The organism is Bacillus sp. FSL K6-2944, assembly GCF_038005385.1.
Lineage (GTDB): Bacteria > Bacillota > Bacilli > Bacillales > Bacillaceae_G > Bacillus_A > Bacillus_A cereus.
This window is the reverse complement of record NZ_JBBOTE010000002.1, coordinates 446819-462589: the sequence shown is the minus strand read 5'-3', so window position 1 is coordinate 462589 and position 15771 is coordinate 446819. Positions and strand designations below refer to the sequence as shown.

Below are 15771 nucleotides of genomic sequence, written 5' to 3'. Positions count from 1 at the left end.
CATACTTCGTATGAGTGGCGGAATTTTGTAGAGTATATGACTCTGTTTCGTTCGCCCGTTATCCTTATTTGGATAGCGGGCGTTTTTTATTACTTAAAAGGAGGATTTTTTATGGAGAAGTTTAAATATTCATTGCTCGTTTTATTCGGTGCTTGCAGCTATGGCATACTTTCAACTATTTTCAAACTCGGATTCATAAATGGATTTTCAGCACATCAACTATTAGGGGGACAATATGTCTTCGGATGGATTGGACTATTTCTACTCGTTCTTTTCTTTTCACGTCATAAAGTAACAAAAAAACAATTCTTTTCCTTACTAACCGTCGGAACAACAATGAGTATGACCGGGATTTTCTACGCTATTTCTGTAGAAGAACTACCCGCATCTATCGCTGTCGTCCTACTCTTTCAGTTCACTTGGATTGGTGTCATTATCGAAGCAATTGCAAATCGAACATTTCCAAGCCGCGATAAGATTATATCTATCCTTATTTTATTTGCTGGTACATTGTTTGCAGGTGGTGTATTTGAAGGCCTCGGACAAAGTTTTTCTACGAAAGGGATTATCTTTGGACTATTAGCTGCTGTCTCTTTTTCATTCTATGTTTTTGCAAGCGGGCGCGTCGCTACGGATGTTCCGCCTTATACGAAAAGCTTCCTTATGACAACAAGCGCTACTCTTATCGTATGCCTATTCTTTCCGCCAACCTTTTTAACAGACGGTGCTTTGCAAGCCGGTCTATGGAAATATGCTTTCTTCCTCGGATTATTCGGCGTTGTTGTACCTGTCATTTGTTTTTCAATCGGTGTACCAAAGGTTGGAACAGGGCTTGGTACAATATTAGGTGCAGCTGAATTACCAACTGCTATTATTGCTTCTATTACACTTGTACATGAAGTCGTAACGTTCATGCAGTGGATTGGAATTATTTTCATATTAGTTGGGATCTTCACTCCTCAGCTGCTTACGGCTAGGAAAGAAAGGAAACAAAATCGCGTGTATAGCGCTTGAAAAAATACAGAATTTATATAAAAGATATAACTGCAATTAAAATAAGTAAATTTATCTGGAGGTATAAATGACTATTTTAAGCATCGTATTTTTTGCTATTATGTGTATCTTCTTCCTAATAAGATATATGAAAGAAAAGAAATTTTACGATTTACTTCTCATTCCCGTTTGTATATATGCAGGAGCAGTGAAAACTCCTTTCGTAGAGTACTTAAACTTTAATACTACATTTAAAATAACGTATGATATTGCAGCTATTATTCTTGTAATCCTTGCTGTACTTTTCTTTTTGAAAGATAAGAAAGAGAATCATACTGCATAACAAAAGACCTTTCATTTACTTGAAAGGTCTTTTTCTCTATCTCATTTTACCGCTCCATACAGCTTCTCTATCTCATGCTCAATTTGTTTTACATCGATTCGCTCAAATAATGGCTGTACGCTATCAATTCTACTTGGCAACGTATTTTGCGGTTCCCAATTTCGTTTCACAATCGACAATGTGTTTCGAACTCTTTCACTTGAAAATGGTAAAAACGGTTCAAGGAGATTTGCAAAATTAGCGATAAGATACACACAGTTATAAATCGTTTCTTCACATGAAACTGGATCATCTTCTCTTTGTTTCCAAGGCTGCTTTTCATCAAAGTATTTATTTGCAAAACGTACTGCATCAAATATTGTTTCTAGCGCCACCTTAAATTTAGTTTGCTCAATCGCCTCTCCTACACGCTTATATAATCCTTCTACTTTATCTTTCAGCTCTACCTCAATGCTTCCCTTCGGCACGATACCACCATAATATTTTTCGATAAACTTTAATGTCCGGTTCACAAAGTTCCCGTATGCACCTAATAATTCACTATTATGACTGTAAATAAATTCCCGCCATGAAAAATCAGTATCGCGATTTTCTGGTGCGTTGACGGTTAAAAAGTAACGAATAGAATCTGGATCATAGCGTTCTAATATGTCAGGCACCCATACTGCCCAGTTTTTACTTGTAGATAATTTTCTTTTTTCAACTGTTAAATATTCATTCGAAACGATATGACGCGGGATTGCTTCCTCCCCTATTCCAAGTAATACCGCTGGCCAAATGACGGAATGAAACGGAATATTATCCTTTCCGTGCACATAATATGTTTTCGCTTCGCTATCCCAAAACTCTTGATCATCTTTCCCTGTTTCTTCAGCCCAATGTTTACTCGCTGAATAATAGCCTGTCACTGCTTCAATCCATACGTAAATTTTCTTATCTTCATACCCTTCTACTGGAATTGGTACTCCAATTGGTAAATCACGTGATACGGCCCTATCTAGTAATCCTTCCTTTACATATCTCTCTGTTAGTTGAATCGCATTGTCGCGCCATGTCCCTGTTTGCTTGGCAATTTCTACAGCCCTTTTAATTTGCTCCTGAAATGTATGCAATGCGAAATAGAAATGCTCTGTTTCCTGTACAGATGGTGTACTACCACATAACTTACATTTCTTTTCTAACAAATCGAGTGGATCTAAAATAGCAGAACACGCATCGCATTGATCTCCTCTTGCTGCTTCATGGCAATGTGGACATATTCCTTCTACATAACGATCCGGTAAAAACTGCGTACACGTTTCACAATACGCTTGTTCCACTATTTTTTTATAAATATGTCCTTCTTCTAATAAACGTAAAAAAACATTTTGAACCGTTTCATGATGGTGCTCACTATCTGTACGTGTATAGCAATCATAAGTAAAACCAAGGCTACGAAAACATCGCTGGAACTCTTCATGATACTGATCAGCAATTTCCTTCGCCGTCACACCTTCTTGTTTTGCCCTAATTGCAATCGGTGTTCCATTACAATCACTTCCTGAAACATACAGCACACTCTCACCTTTTGACCGGTAATAACGTGCTAAAATATCTCCAGGTAATAAACTCGCAATATGACCAAGATGTAATGAACCATTCGCATACGGCCAAGCGCCCCCAATAAAAATACTCATCTTACATTCCTCCTTTAAAATATAAAAAGCCCCACCCCTATCTTAAAAAAGATAAGGGCGGGGCTGTATAAACAGTCGCGGTACCACCTTATTTCGCCAATTACTCACATAATTAGCCTTAACAAGTACGGAGCTCTATGCTCTTATACTGTGGTTTTGATAACGAGTACCAACTCTCGTCGCCGCCTACTATTATCATTTGATAAGTTCAGGACGAAGCTCAAAGGCCATTGTTCAAATGAATATTCTTGCTTCTTCTCAGCTACCGAAGCTCTCTGGAAAGAATATTTCCATTCTACTTTTCCTTTTCAACGCTTTTACGTATAACACGTATTTTACGACTAACTAACAGAAAAATCAAACTTTAAATCAAAAAAACAGGAAATCCCATCCTCCCGCCGAATACCTATACGTTCACAAAAGGAGTGATAACATTGAACCAAAAACAACTAAGCACTATAAATGAAAAAAGCTGGAATACAGCTGCTTATGAAGCTTGGACGAATCGCCATGGGGCACCGGAGGATTATGCGAAAAAAATCATGGAAGATCCCACACGCGAAGTAGCACATTATTTACCTTACATACAATCTCCAAAAGGAAAACGTATTATTAACTTACTCGGCTCAAAAGGAAATAAAGCTGTCGCACTTGCCCTTTTAGGCTCTAACGTAACAGTTGTTGATATTTCAGCAAGTAATGCAAAATATGCAAATGAACTTGCGGACGCAGCAGGTGTCTCTATCCAGTATGTCGTTTCTGATGTATTAAATGTGCAGCTCTCTGAATCATTTGATATCGTATTGCTGGAACTTGGTGTACTCCATTACTTTCTAGATTTAAAACCACTCTTTCAAAAAATTGCTACTTTACTTAAGCGAGATGGAATGCTTATCCTTCGTGACTATCATCCTGTTTACACGAAATTATTAGGAGTCGACCACCCATCATTTCAGGCCAATGGAAATTATTTCGATGAAGAATTAATTGAAGATGATGTTGCTTATAGCATCCTTCTTACAGAAGCACAGAAAGAATCGCTACCTAAAACAACCATCCGTCGCTGGACGCTAGGAGAAATCATTACAACACTTGCGGAAGAACGTTTTAAAATTGAAAAACTAGTTGAAGAACATGGATCTCATCAAAGATGGGTCTTCCCTTCTACTGCACCAGAAGGAATCGAAGAACGTATCCCTGGTCTATATACAATAATTGCGACAGCATGCAAAAAAGGATCCCTTCACGGATAGGATCCTTTTTGCATGCTCACGCATATAAGTTGAGGTTGGAGATTACCATAATTCTGTAGAATAGGACACAAGATATTTCAACATTTCGTCTCTGACTTACGTCGTCAAAAAGGGGTATGACCAACATAACGAAGAGTAATGTTTTTAGTTGATACTGATAATCGTTATCAATTAATTAGAAGTATACATGATGTCATTTCAAATTTCAATAGCATTTCTAATATTTATTTATGAATTTTATGATATGCAAATGTATACATTTTAAGAACTTTTTCTAATACCAATCTGACCCCTTCCATTATCTGCTATAATTTTTATTGAACAGATTAATAACTTCATAATAATGTTTTTATTAATTTTGTTTTAAATATCTATAAATCATAATAAATAGTTTAAATGAGGGTAGGGGTAACGATGAAATATGTTAGTATTCGAAAAAAACTACTGTTCACACTCTTAAGCATTTCTTCTTTATTTAGCATTGCTCTTATTGTTATTCTTTCATTCGCCATGAATCAAGCAAGTGAAATCGAAACGTTAAAAAATGATGTATCGAAAAGAGCGACGATTTTAAAAGAACGTGGCGATTGGTTCCAAGCACAAGTTGCTGGTTTACAAGAATATTTGCTATCACATGATCAAAAAGGATTAGATAAGTTCAACCGAGAAGGGAAAAAATTAGCTGATACTAGAGAGAAAGTAACAAGTGACAAAAAGCTCCCAGAAGGAATGAAAGAAGCCATTTTAATGGGAGGAAAATGGCGTAGCGTCATAGATAATGAGGTACTCCCTCTTGCGCGTGAAGGAAAATGGGACGAAGCATCCAAAATTGCTTTATCACAAACAGATTATGTAAATGATCTTTTAGGTCGTTTTAATAAATATACAAATGAAGAAAATGAGAAACGTGACGCATTAATTGCTGATGTCGAGTCTTCTTCATCACTTATTCAATATATTATTTTCTTCTCACTCATTACATGTACATTAACGTCTATTTTATTAGCATGGTGGTTCTCTGGTAAACTCGTTAAACCAATTCGAAAAATTGATGAGAAGTTAAAAGAATTAGCTTCTCAAGATGGAGATTTAACGGCTAGATTACACGTAACGAGTAAAGATGAAATTGGTGACATTGCAAATTCCTTTAATCAAATGCTCACTAACTTACAGCATATAATAAAACAAGTTCAACAAACATCAACAAGTGTAAAAGAAGCTTCCGAAAATGTATTTATCGAAACAACCGCTTCTATGGAAAATACGGCAAGGACCCAAGAAACTATGAATGCTCTTGAACACAATATTCGTTCACAAGTTTCTAGCATTGAAGAAAGTTCAACCGCAATGGATGACATGGCAACGAGTGTTCAGCGTATCGCTGAGTCCGCCTCTTCTGTTACTAGTTTAGCTGTCACAACGTCAGAAAAAGCAGATGATGGGAATAAAGTCATTGAGAAATCTATTACACAAATGCATACAATTAACGAAGCTGTTAACGCTACATCACAAGTAGTTGAGCGACTCATTACACATACAAATCATATAGATACTGCACTTCAATCTATTTCGAATATCGCCGACCAAACAAATTTACTCGCTTTAAACGCTTCTATTGAAGCAGCTCGTGCTGGTGAACACGGCAAAGGATTCGCTGTTGTTGCCGATGAAGTTCGAAAACTTGCTGAACAATCTCAACTAGCCGCAACTGACATTAACCATTTACTTCATCAAATTCAAGCTGATACAAAAATAGCAAATGACATGATGACACAAGGTCAAGCAGAAGCTTCTGAAGGAATTACGGTTATTCGTACCGCCGGATCTTCATTCTCAGAAATTGTTAACCACATTAACAAAGTCTCTACGCAAATGCAAGAAATGTCTGCAACTGCTGAAGAGATGGCTGCAAGCTCTGAAGAAATGAATGCAGCTTTAAATAATATCGCTTCCATTTCAAACGAAGTTGCTGCAGAAACATCACAAACAGCACATTCGGCTGGTGATCAAGTAAACAAAATGAGTATCGTGGCTAACAAATCATCTGAAATGAAAACAATCGTAGTAACTACTCAGCCACCTTTCGGTGTCTTTTTTAAATTTTACTAGTTTCATATGCCTCCCATTTGTAAATACTGAGTATATCAAACAGGGGAGGTGAATCTTATGGTCGATCGAAAAATTATTTTAGATACATATAAAAAAGGACCTGAAGCTGTTATTTCTTTATTTGAAGAAACATTTTCTAAGTTAGAAAAACGTATACAAGAACTAGAAAATGCTTCAAAAAAAAACTCCAAAAATAGTCATAAGCCACCTTCTACAGATGGTTTGGGTAAGCCCGTTACAAAAAGTTTGCGCAAACCGTCTCATCGTCAAACGGGTGGCCAGTTGGGCCACAAGGGACATACTCTTGGTTTGACAGCGACTCCAGATCATACGATTACACATTCTCCTACATATTGTACTTGTTGTCATACTTCCTTGAACCACGAGCCTGTAAAAGGGTATCGCATTCGCCAAGTGTATGACTTACCACCTATTCAGATCGAAGTGACAGAACATAAAGTAGAACAGAAAGAATGCCCACATTGCCATTCTATCCAAGAAGCCCAATTTCCTTCGACAGTATCTCGTCCTGTTCAATATGGTCCAAATATAAAAAGACTGATTCCCTATTTAACGCATTATCAATGCATTTCTTTGAAGCGAACAAAAGAATTCTTTCAGGATTGTTTTGGACATTCTATAAGCGAAGGAACCCTGGTAAATCATACACAGGCTTTCGCTTCTCAATTGCAGCCATTCATAAAAGAAGTAAAGGAAAAGATTCTGCAGTCTCCTGTTGTCCATTTTGATGAAACTGGTATGCGTGTAGAAAACAAAACACAATGGTTACATACTGCCAGTACACCGGAGGTGACATTGCAACATATTCATCAAAAACGTGGAAAAGAAGCAATGGATGCTGGAGAAATCTTGCCATCTTTTTCTGGAATTGCGATGCATGATGGTTGGAAATCGTATGATGCGTATACAGATTGTCGTCACGTTTTATGTAATGCCCATCTCTTACGAGATTTACAAGGAATTATAGATAGTACTGGAGAACAATGGGCACAACAGATGCAGAAATTTCTAACGCAAGCGTTGACGATGAAAAAGCAATCCGAAGGTACCATGCCAAAAGCGACGCAAAAGAATCTGTTTATTATGTATCAATCCATATTGAAAGAACAACAGATTCTTTCCACGAAACAAAAGAAGAAAGGAAAGCAGACGCCTTCTCAAAATTTATGGAATCGCTTCGTCAAGTATTCTGACAGAATTCTAGCGTTTTTAGAACATCCAGCCATTCCATTTGATAACAATCAAGCAGAACGGGATATTCGGATGACGAAAGTAAAACAGAAAGTGTCTGGGACTTTCCGAAGTAAGAAAGGCGCAGAATCTTTTTGTCAGATACGAAGCTTTATGAGTACCATGAAAAAACAAAAACAATCGGTCTTACAAGCGATAAACCAAGTCATAGAAACTAGAACGGTTCCTTGGAATAACACGACTTCATAAGAGAATTTCTCTATTTGGCATAGATTCTTTCTCTGATTGGAGTATTTTCTTTTCATGTTTTCGAATCGGAAACATGTATTTGGCCTGTTTTTTTATTTGAAGAAGCTGAGTAGTTACGAATTATGTATGTTATTTTGTTTCGCCAAGTTCACCTTCTTTTTGTTCGATCGAACTGCTGTTACGATTATTCCAACTACAACAAATAATAGTATGACAATAATAAATCCCATATAAAAGCCTCCCCTATTCCTCGAATAATTGAATGATTCTCTCTAGATTTTCAAGTGAAATGAAGCGTGATTCACGAAGAATTTCTTTTCCATTATGAAATAATAAAATTGTTGGTCCTGTAAATACTCCATATCGCCCCGCAATCTCTTGCATGTCTTGTAGTAATATCTCTATTTTCTCTACGTAATCATAATTCTCTAATACGCAATTTACTTTTCTTAGCATAACATCACAAACACCACAATTTTCCGTTTTAATAAACAGAAGTACCAATTGTTGTTCTTCGATATAGGTCGCTAATTCTTCTATCGTTTTAAATGTAGTCATCTTATCCCTCTTAGCGTAATTTACGAAATAATTTGCCTTGATACATACGAAAAGCTGAACTATCTTTAATCTTGCTCTTTTCCATTACCTGCTGAAAACGAAGAGTTTTTGCTGTTAACTCTTCTCGTAATTTCTTTCTCTCTTCTTCATCATAACAGCAAGCAATTAGATCCTCTATTTTTAATATATCTTTTTGTAGTTCCATTTCTGGTGGAATCATTCCCGCATTTTTTAAAATTTTATAACTCATTCTAAGTTCTGGAGGTACCATTGAAAGATCTTCTAATTGTAGTGGTTTTCCTTTTCCCGGAAGATAATCAAGATCACCATTCCGTATTGCTTGTCGAATTTTTTCTTCAGCAATGTTCAAAAACACATCCACACCATTCCCTCCTTTACATATTTTTACTATTATTTTACATGATATTTCCTTATCTTTCTACGTCTTTAATAATTGGCTCCATACAATTTTTTCTCAAATTTATTTATAATGAGCTTTTTCTTCCCATACCAATCTTTCGTTTTCATATATAGTTTGTATTCAAGCCTTTTTGTATTGAGAAAGTCTTTTTCAACTTAATAAAGCGTTTACACTAAATCTTACATTTGTTACGATTTAATCACCCCCAGCTCCCTTGTATAGACTTCGTGATGTCTGATCATTTTATCTAGACGTTTCATACGTCTAGATTCATTTTGGTTTATTGGCGTATGCCTTTAAATATATCTTTTATTTTGAAAGGAGAAATGGCTATGAGGTCTCAAAAATTCACACTGCTATTACTATCTCTACTACTTTTCTTACCTCTTTTTCTCACAAATTTTATTACTCCAAATCTCGCATTAGCAGATTCACCAAAGCAAAGTCAAAAAATTGTTGGGTACTTTCCTTCGTGGGGCGTTTACGGACGTAATTATCAAGTTGCTGACATTGATGCATCAAAGCTTACTCACCTTAACTATGCTTTCGCGGATATTTGTTGGAATGGAAAACATGGAAACCCTTCTACTCATCCTGATAATCCAAATAAACAAACGTGGAGCTGTAAAGAATCTGGTGTACCATTGCAAAATAAAGAGGTTCCTAATGGTACTCTCGTACTCGGTGAACCATGGGCTGATGTTACCAAATCGTATCCTGGCTCAGGGACAACTTGGGAAGATTGCGATAAATATGCCCGTTGCGGAAATTTCGGGGAACTAAAACGATTAAAAGCTAAATATCCTCACTTAAAAACAATTATTTCCGTTGGTGGCTGGACTTGGTCTAACCGCTTTTCTGATATGGCCGCTGATGAAAAAACAAGAAAAGTATTTGCTGAATCTACAGTAGCTTTTCTTCGCGCATATGGGTTTGATGGCGTAGATTTAGACTGGGAATATCCGGGCGTTGAAACGATTCCTGGTGGTAGTTATCGTCCTGAAGATAAACAAAATTTCACTCTCCTTCTTCAAGATGTCCGAAATGCTTTGAATAAAGCAGGTGCTGAAGATGGCAAACAATATTTACTAACAATCGCTTCAGGCGCAAGCCAACGCTACGCTGATCATACAGAGCTAAAGAAAATTTCTCAAATACTCGATTGGATTAATATTATGACATATGATTTCCACGGCGGATGGGAAGCTACTTCTAATCATAATGCAGCTCTATATAAGGATCCAAATGACCCAGCAGCAAATACGAATTTTTACGTAGATGGTGCTATAAATGTTTATACAAATGAAGGTGTTCCAGTCGATAAACTAGTATTAGGCGTACCCTTTTACGGACGTGGCTGGAAAAGTTGTGGCAAAGAAAATAACGGACAATATCAACCTTGCAAACCAGGTAGCGATGGGAAACTTGCTTCTAAAGGTACTTGGGATGATTATTCTACCGGTGACACAGGTGTGTATGATTACGGTGATTTAGCAGCCAATTACGTTAATAAAAATGGTTTTGTACGCTACTGGAATGACACAGCTAAAGTACCTTACTTATATAATGCGACTACAGGCACATTTATTAGCTACGATGACAATGAATCTATGAAATATAAAACAGACTATATAAAGACGAAGGGTTTAAGTGGAGCAATGTTTTGGGAACTAAGCGGGGATTGCCGTACAAGTCCAAAATATAGTTGTAGTGGTCCAAAATTACTTGATACGCTAGTAAAAGAATTACTTGGTGGACCTATTAGTCAAAAAGATACTGAGCCACCAACGAATGTTAAAAATATTGTAGTTACGAATAAAAATTCAAACTCAGTTCAATTAAACTGGACTGCATCTACTGATAACGTAGGGGTTACGGAATATGAAATTACTGCTGGAGAAGAGAAATGGAGTACAACAACAAATAGCATTACAATTAAAAACTTAAAACCTAATACGGAATACACATTTTCAATAATTGCCAAAGATGCTGCTGGAAATAAATCACAACCTACCGCTCTTACTGTCAAAACGGATGAAGCTAATACGACACCTCCTGATGGAAATGGTACTGCTACATTTTCAGTCACTTCGAATTGGGGCAGCGGTTATAACTTCTCGATTATAATCAAAAATAATGGAACGACTCCTATTAAAAATTGGAAATTAGAATTTGATTATAGCGGTAATTTAACACAAGTTTGGGATTCTAAAATTAGTAGTAAAACAAATAATCATTATGTAATTACGAATGCAGGATGGAATGGTGAAATTCCTCCTGGTGGATCTATTACAATTGGCGGTGCAGGAACAGGTAATCCTGCCGAACTTTTAAATACCGTCATTAGCGAAAACTAGACGTAATATCCATTAATTAATTCACTAAAGTTTGAATTTAGGTTTGAGCAATACCTCCTAAATTCAAACTTTTAATTTTACGAAAAATCAAAAATATCATAATAACCTATTATAATTATATTTAATTTCTAATATGGAGTTTATATGAAGTTCATTTGAATTTTACATGAATTTCCTTTAATTTCTATTGTCTTCCTATAATATCCATATTATCCTTTACATAAAGGAATTATTTTCATTCCATTTTGAACTATCTATATATATAAAGAAAGATAGTCACCTGTTAGGGAAAGGCTTTCGTATTATAAATATAACAAAAGAAAAAGCACGCTTATAAGCGCACCATAAGAGTGCTTCTTCATACAATTCTCATGTAAGAGTTCTCGAAAATCATGTTAATCACAAAGAAAAGGCATTAGCTCCTAAAAGCTAATGCCTTTTCTTTATTCATATTGTTCAGTATTCCAATCTTCTATATTCCATACTTTTGTTATCCACGATTCATAGAAAGAAGGTTCATGTGAGACAATTAAAACCGTTCCTTTGTATTGTTGTAACGCTTCCTGTAAAGCCATCTTAGTTTCTACATCCAAATGATTAGTCGGTTCGTCTAAAATTAAAACATCAGCTTTTTCTATTTTTTCATATAAGGAGCTAACACACTTAAAATCTCTTCTTTATCCTTTTTTAATTCGAGTGATGTTAACATATCCATCGTTCTCGGCCTAGGTAATTTCACTTGTACCTCGCCAACTATTGACGCTGGTCTTTGAGATAAAATAAATACGCGATCTGAAAGCAAGATTGCCTCATCTAAGTCATGTGTCACCATAACGATTGTTTGCTTTTCTTGATGCCAAGAGTTTAAAAGCCAGCTATGTACTTCCATTTTTGTAAATGCATCTAATTTACCAAAAGGCTCATCCAGCAGCATAATTGGCTTTTCACATAAATATGTGCGCAGAAAACTAATTCTTTGACGCATACCACCAGATAATTCATCTGGATAATGGTCTGCATATTCATCTAGTTGGAACTGCTTTAATGCTTCCATTCCTTCTGTCAGCCTTTGTTTTTTCAGCTTTCCTTCAATTTCTAACGGAAGAACGATATTTTGCAAAGCTGATCGCCACGGTAGTAATAAATCTTGTTGTGGCATATAACTAACAACATCTTGCTCTTGTACTTGCTTATCGTTATACGTTACGTTCCCGCTTGTTGGTTTTTCAACATTTGCAATCATGTTTAATAATGTGCTTTTCCCGCAACCACTCGGTCCTACAAAGGAAACAAACTCTCCCTCTTGTATAGAGGCACTAATATTCTCTAATACATTCTTTCCGTCAAAAGATTTCACTATATTTTTTATTTGTAATCCGCTCATTTTTCACTTGGAAGGAATTCATTTGTAAAAGCATCTTTTACATCGATTTTCTTTTTAATAACTTTGTTGTCATATAAGAAATTCATGTAATTCGTCCAAATTTCTTCCTTCTGTACTCCCCATGCTTTAGCATCATCTTGATACTTCGTACTTAACCATTTTTGGCTTTCTTGAACTAAATCTTTATTTACATCTGGAACAGCTTTAATTAAAATATCAGCAGCCTCTTTCGGTTCCTTAATTGCAAAATTATAACCTTCTGTCGTTGCACTCATAAACTTTTTCACAAAGTCTTTATCTTGCTTCGTATGTTTTTCACTCGTAATAATAACAGGACTATAGAAATCAAGCGCTGGATCTAAGTCCTTCACCATAATCGTATTTAACTCTTTTCCTTGGCGCTTTGCTTCAATACCATCCCAACCGTAATAAATCCATTCGAAATCTGCATCACGACCGATTGATTTAAAGAAATCTGTTTGTCCTAAGATGATTTTTTCAACTTTATTAAAATCAGCTTGATGTTTATCCATAATCGTCTTTAATGTCGCTTCTTCCGCTGGTCCTCCCCAGCCGCCGTAACGTTTACCTTCAAAATCTTTCGGTGACGTCATATTATCTTTCTTAAGCGATGCAAACGCTGAAGTGTTATGCTGAATAATCGCTCCTACAGATACAACAGGAATTCCTTCCACACGAGCTAACGTTACATTTTCTTGTGCGCTTATTGCGAAGTCTGCTTTTCCTGATGCTATCATTTGCTCTGCTGTTACATTGTCACCTGGTTGAATAATTTCTACATCTAATCCTTGCTTTTTGTAATAATCTTTCGTTTGCGCTACATACAAGCCAGTATGATTCGTATTTGGAAACCAATCTAATACTACTTTTACTTTTTGATCTTTACTTGCACTTTCTTCTTTCTTCGCCGGATTACATCCAGCCACACCTACCGCTACTAAGGCAGCTAACATAACTTTCAAACCTTTTTTCATTTTCTGCCGTCCTTTCTATATATCCATGGTGCTGTTATTCTTGCCATAAACTCTACGATAAAATACAGGCATAATGTCACCATAACGATGATTGCTGCAACACCAAATACTCGGGCAGTCAAAAAGGATTTTGTAGCCCTCGTAAGCATAACGCCTAATCCTTCACTTGCACCGAGCCATTCTCCGATAATTGCCCCCATTACGCTATATGTAACTGCAATTTTTAAACCTGAGAAAAAGTATGGAAGCACTGCTGGAAATTTTACTTTCTGGTAAACTTGCCATTTTGTCGCCTTCATTGTTTGTAACAGTTTCAGCATGTTTTTATCTACTGTTTGAAAACCTTCTAAAATACTAAGCGCAATTGGGAAGAAACAAACGAGTATTACGACCATTACTTTCGGCAACATCCCATATCCAAACCAAATAATAAATAGCGGTGCAAGTACAACAATTGGAATTGTTTGCGAAATAACGAGCAATGGATTTATTAAAATACGAAATAACGGTATAACGTCCATAATAATTGCGATGCTCGTCCCCAATAAAATTGCAAAGAATAGTCCAATTATAACTTCCTGCAGTGTTTGCATCGTATTTGGTAATAGTAAATCTTTCATCCCAATTAATTCTTGAACAATGGCAGAAGGCTTTGGTAAAATCCACGGTTCGATTTTAAATAATGAAACAGATCCTTCCCATATCGCAATGAGAAGGATAAGCCAAATAGTTGTAATAAGTTTAGATTGCTTCTGGTTTTGCATATTCATCACGGTACTTCCAAACCTTTTCATCTATCGTTACACCAGTGCTTGGACGATAATGGATTTTAATAGAAGTAATCACTTCTTCTGCTCCAGCATCGACGCAAGCTTGTTGCGCACGTTTAACGACATCAAGAAGTACATCTAATTCTCCTTCCAAAGTTGTTTCCATTGCCCCTACTTCATAACGAACTCCCGATTGTTGCACAACTTCAATTGCTTTATCGACAACAGAATATACATCTTTCGTTTTTGCTTGTGGTACTACTGAAAATGACATTGTAACTTGTTGTGACATAATAAAATCCCCCTTATAAAAATAAATTTCAAAAATAAGAAAAGGCTTTCCTACTGCGTAGGAAAGCCTTGTATGCAAGTTATTACAGAATAACATATGCTACATCACTTTAAGTAACTCCCTACGCTGGCATTATCCAGATCAGGTTGAGGGTCGATGTTTACTTACATCCTCTCAGCCAATTGGCTCCCCGGTCCTTAATTCGTTTTCATTGTAGCATGATTTATTTTATTGAACAAACAAAAGCATGCATAATCATTTCATTATTTTTGGAAAATAACCAACTTTTTCACCATGAGCTAATAACTGCTGAATAAATTCTTTATTAATTGCTGGTACTATCAATTCTTTTTTCTTAATCCATTTATTCGTTCTACGCGTACCCATTACAATTTCAGATTGCTGCGCTCCATCTCCTGCAACTTGAGAAGCAATTAACTCTGCTATTACTTCATTTCCCTTCGCTAATGCAAGTCCGGTATTTACATATTCTGAAAGTGGAACCATTTCAAGATTGTATCCACACTCTCCAATTAGCTGTATAAATTGTTCAAACTCAATTTGATGTGGATGACAAATATGTAACGTCTCTCCTATAATTTGCGCATCTTGCAAATACGATACAATTGATTTACTAGCAAAATCAATTGGTGTGAAATCAACTTTCCACTTCACATTTGGTGCTTCCCCAATTAATAGCATTGTTTTAATAAGACGATAAAATGCGTTTCCTTCAATATTTTGTTGGAACGAACCTGTTTCTGAATGACATGCTAAATTACCTGCACGATAAATATTTCCACGCAAACCATTTTTCATTGCTTCACGAACAATGTTTTCCGCTTGTAGTTTACTATTTGAATATACATTCTCTAAGTCTACACTGTAATTAAAATCACCAGTTTTCATGTATGTATCCCATTGATCTACCGCTAATTCTAACGGGATACCAATTGTAGAAATAAAATGGAATGTAGCACCTTTCTCCGCTAATGTTAGCATACGGCTAGTTCCTTGGACATTTATATTTTCAAATTGTTTTACATCTCCAAAATGTCTTACATCTGCACCGCAATGAATTATCGTATCCATCTTAGAACTGATGAACATAAATTGTAACTACTCAGCCACCTTTCGGTGTCTTTTTTAAATTTTACTA

General features: G+C 36.1%; 13 protein-coding genes, 2 pseudogenes, 1 riboswitch and 1 other annotated feature. Of the genes and pseudogenes, 6 read left to right on the top strand and 9 right to left on the bottom strand.

Annotation, left to right across the window (positions count from 1 at the left end; all coding sequences use genetic code 11):
• The first annotated feature begins 111 nt into the window (after positions 1 to 111).
• Entirely contained in the window at positions 112 to 1014 is a 903-nt protein-coding gene (locus tag MHH55_RS23365; RefSeq protein ID WP_033696594.1) for an EamA family transporter, read from the top strand.
• A gap of 67 nt (positions 1015 to 1081) precedes the next feature.
• Positions 1082 to 1336: a hypothetical protein gene (locus MHH55_RS23360; RefSeq protein WP_000154129.1), complete on the top strand. Its 255-nt coding sequence runs from the start codon at positions 1082 to 1084 to the stop codon at positions 1334 to 1336.
• A gap of 41 nt (positions 1337 to 1377) precedes the next feature.
• Here the strand turns inward: MHH55_RS23360 and metG are convergent, their stop codons facing one another.
• Entirely contained in the window at positions 1378 to 3012 is a 1635-nt protein-coding gene (gene metG, locus MHH55_RS23355; protein ID WP_033696592.1) for a methionine--tRNA ligase, read from the bottom strand.
• 50 nt (positions 3013 to 3062) lie between these two features.
• Positions 3063 to 3333: a binding site (T-box leader), on the bottom strand.
• A 113-nt stretch (positions 3334 to 3446) separates the two neighbouring features.
• On the opposite strand from metG, the gene MHH55_RS23350 reads away from it, so the two are divergent.
• From MHH55_RS23350 to tnpC, 3 genes are all read left to right on the top strand, one after another.
• Entirely contained in the window at positions 3447 to 4265 is an 819-nt protein-coding gene (locus MHH55_RS23350; RefSeq protein ID WP_033696591.1) for a class I SAM-dependent methyltransferase, read from the top strand.
• Positions 4266 to 4679: 414 nt separating this feature from the next.
• Positions 4680 to 6374 carry a methyl-accepting chemotaxis protein gene (locus MHH55_RS23345; protein WP_078187305.1) on the top strand — a complete coding sequence of 565 codons (1695 nt, stop codon included), beginning with the start codon at positions 4680 to 4682 and terminating at the stop codon, positions 6372 to 6374.
• Between the two features lie 57 nt (positions 6375 to 6431).
• On the top strand, positions 6432 to 7835 hold the full coding sequence (tnpC, locus tag MHH55_RS23340; RefSeq protein ID WP_100910632.1) for an IS66 family transposase: 1404 nt from the start codon (positions 6432 to 6434) through the stop codon (positions 7833 to 7835).
• Positions 7836 to 8078: 243 nt separating this feature from the next.
• On the opposite strand, the gene MHH55_RS23335 is transcribed toward tnpC, so the two are convergent.
• Together MHH55_RS23335 and MHH55_RS23330 are read right to left on the bottom strand one after the other, a co-directional pair.
• Positions 8079 to 8393 carry a thioredoxin family protein gene (locus tag MHH55_RS23335; RefSeq protein WP_000206515.1) on the bottom strand — a complete coding sequence of 105 codons (315 nt, stop codon included), beginning with the start codon at positions 8391 to 8393 and terminating at the stop codon, positions 8079 to 8081.
• A 10-nt stretch (positions 8394 to 8403) separates the two neighbouring features.
• Positions 8404 to 8775, bottom strand: coding sequence for a DnaJ family domain-containing protein (locus tag MHH55_RS23330; RefSeq protein ID WP_078187768.1), 372 nt, complete (start codon positions 8773 to 8775; stop codon positions 8404 to 8406).
• A gap of 371 nt (positions 8776 to 9146) precedes the next feature.
• Between MHH55_RS23330 and MHH55_RS23325 the strand changes: the two genes are divergently transcribed.
• Positions 9147 to 11171, top strand: a complete 2025-nt coding sequence (locus MHH55_RS23325) for a glycosyl hydrolase family 18 protein (protein ID WP_078187766.1) — start codon at positions 9147 to 9149, stop codon at positions 11169 to 11171.
• A 443-nt stretch (positions 11172 to 11614) separates the two neighbouring features.
• On the opposite strand, the pseudogene MHH55_RS23320 reads toward MHH55_RS23325, so the two are convergent.
• The 6 genes and pseudogenes from MHH55_RS23320 to MHH55_RS23295 form a co-directional block, all read right to left on the bottom strand.
• Positions 11615 to 11809 (bottom strand): annotated as a pseudogene (locus MHH55_RS23320) (ABC transporter ATP-binding protein); the annotation flags it as partial.
• On the bottom strand, positions 11806 to 12555 hold the full coding sequence (locus MHH55_RS23315) for an ABC transporter ATP-binding protein (RefSeq protein WP_078187764.1): 750 nt from the start codon (positions 12553 to 12555) through the stop codon (positions 11806 to 11808). The gene MHH55_RS23315 and the pseudogene MHH55_RS23320, both read right to left, overlap by 4 nt.
• Positions 12552 to 13550 carry an ABC transporter substrate-binding protein gene (locus tag MHH55_RS23310; RefSeq protein WP_000715573.1) on the bottom strand — a complete coding sequence of 333 codons (999 nt, stop codon included), beginning with the start codon at positions 13548 to 13550 and terminating at the stop codon, positions 12552 to 12554. Before MHH55_RS23310 ends, MHH55_RS23315 begins: the two co-directional genes overlap by 4 nt.
• On the bottom strand, positions 13547 to 14320 hold the full coding sequence (locus tag MHH55_RS23305; protein ID WP_001057166.1) for an ABC transporter permease: 774 nt from the start codon (positions 14318 to 14320) through the stop codon (positions 13547 to 13549). Before MHH55_RS23305 ends, MHH55_RS23310 begins: the two co-directional genes overlap by 4 nt.
• Positions 14292 to 14612, bottom strand: coding sequence for an MTH1187 family thiamine-binding protein (locus tag MHH55_RS23300; RefSeq protein ID WP_000082906.1), 321 nt, complete (start codon positions 14610 to 14612; stop codon positions 14292 to 14294). The genes MHH55_RS23305 and MHH55_RS23300 overlap by 29 nt, the downstream gene beginning before the upstream one ends.
• A gap of 101 nt (positions 14613 to 14713) precedes the next feature.
• Positions 14714 to 14815: riboswitch (TPP riboswitch) on the bottom strand.
• Between the two features lie 52 nt (positions 14816 to 14867).
• Positions 14868 to 15728, bottom strand: a pseudogene (locus MHH55_RS23295) (SDR family oxidoreductase); the annotation flags it as partial.
• Between the last annotated feature and the right edge of the window lie 43 nt (positions 15729 to 15771).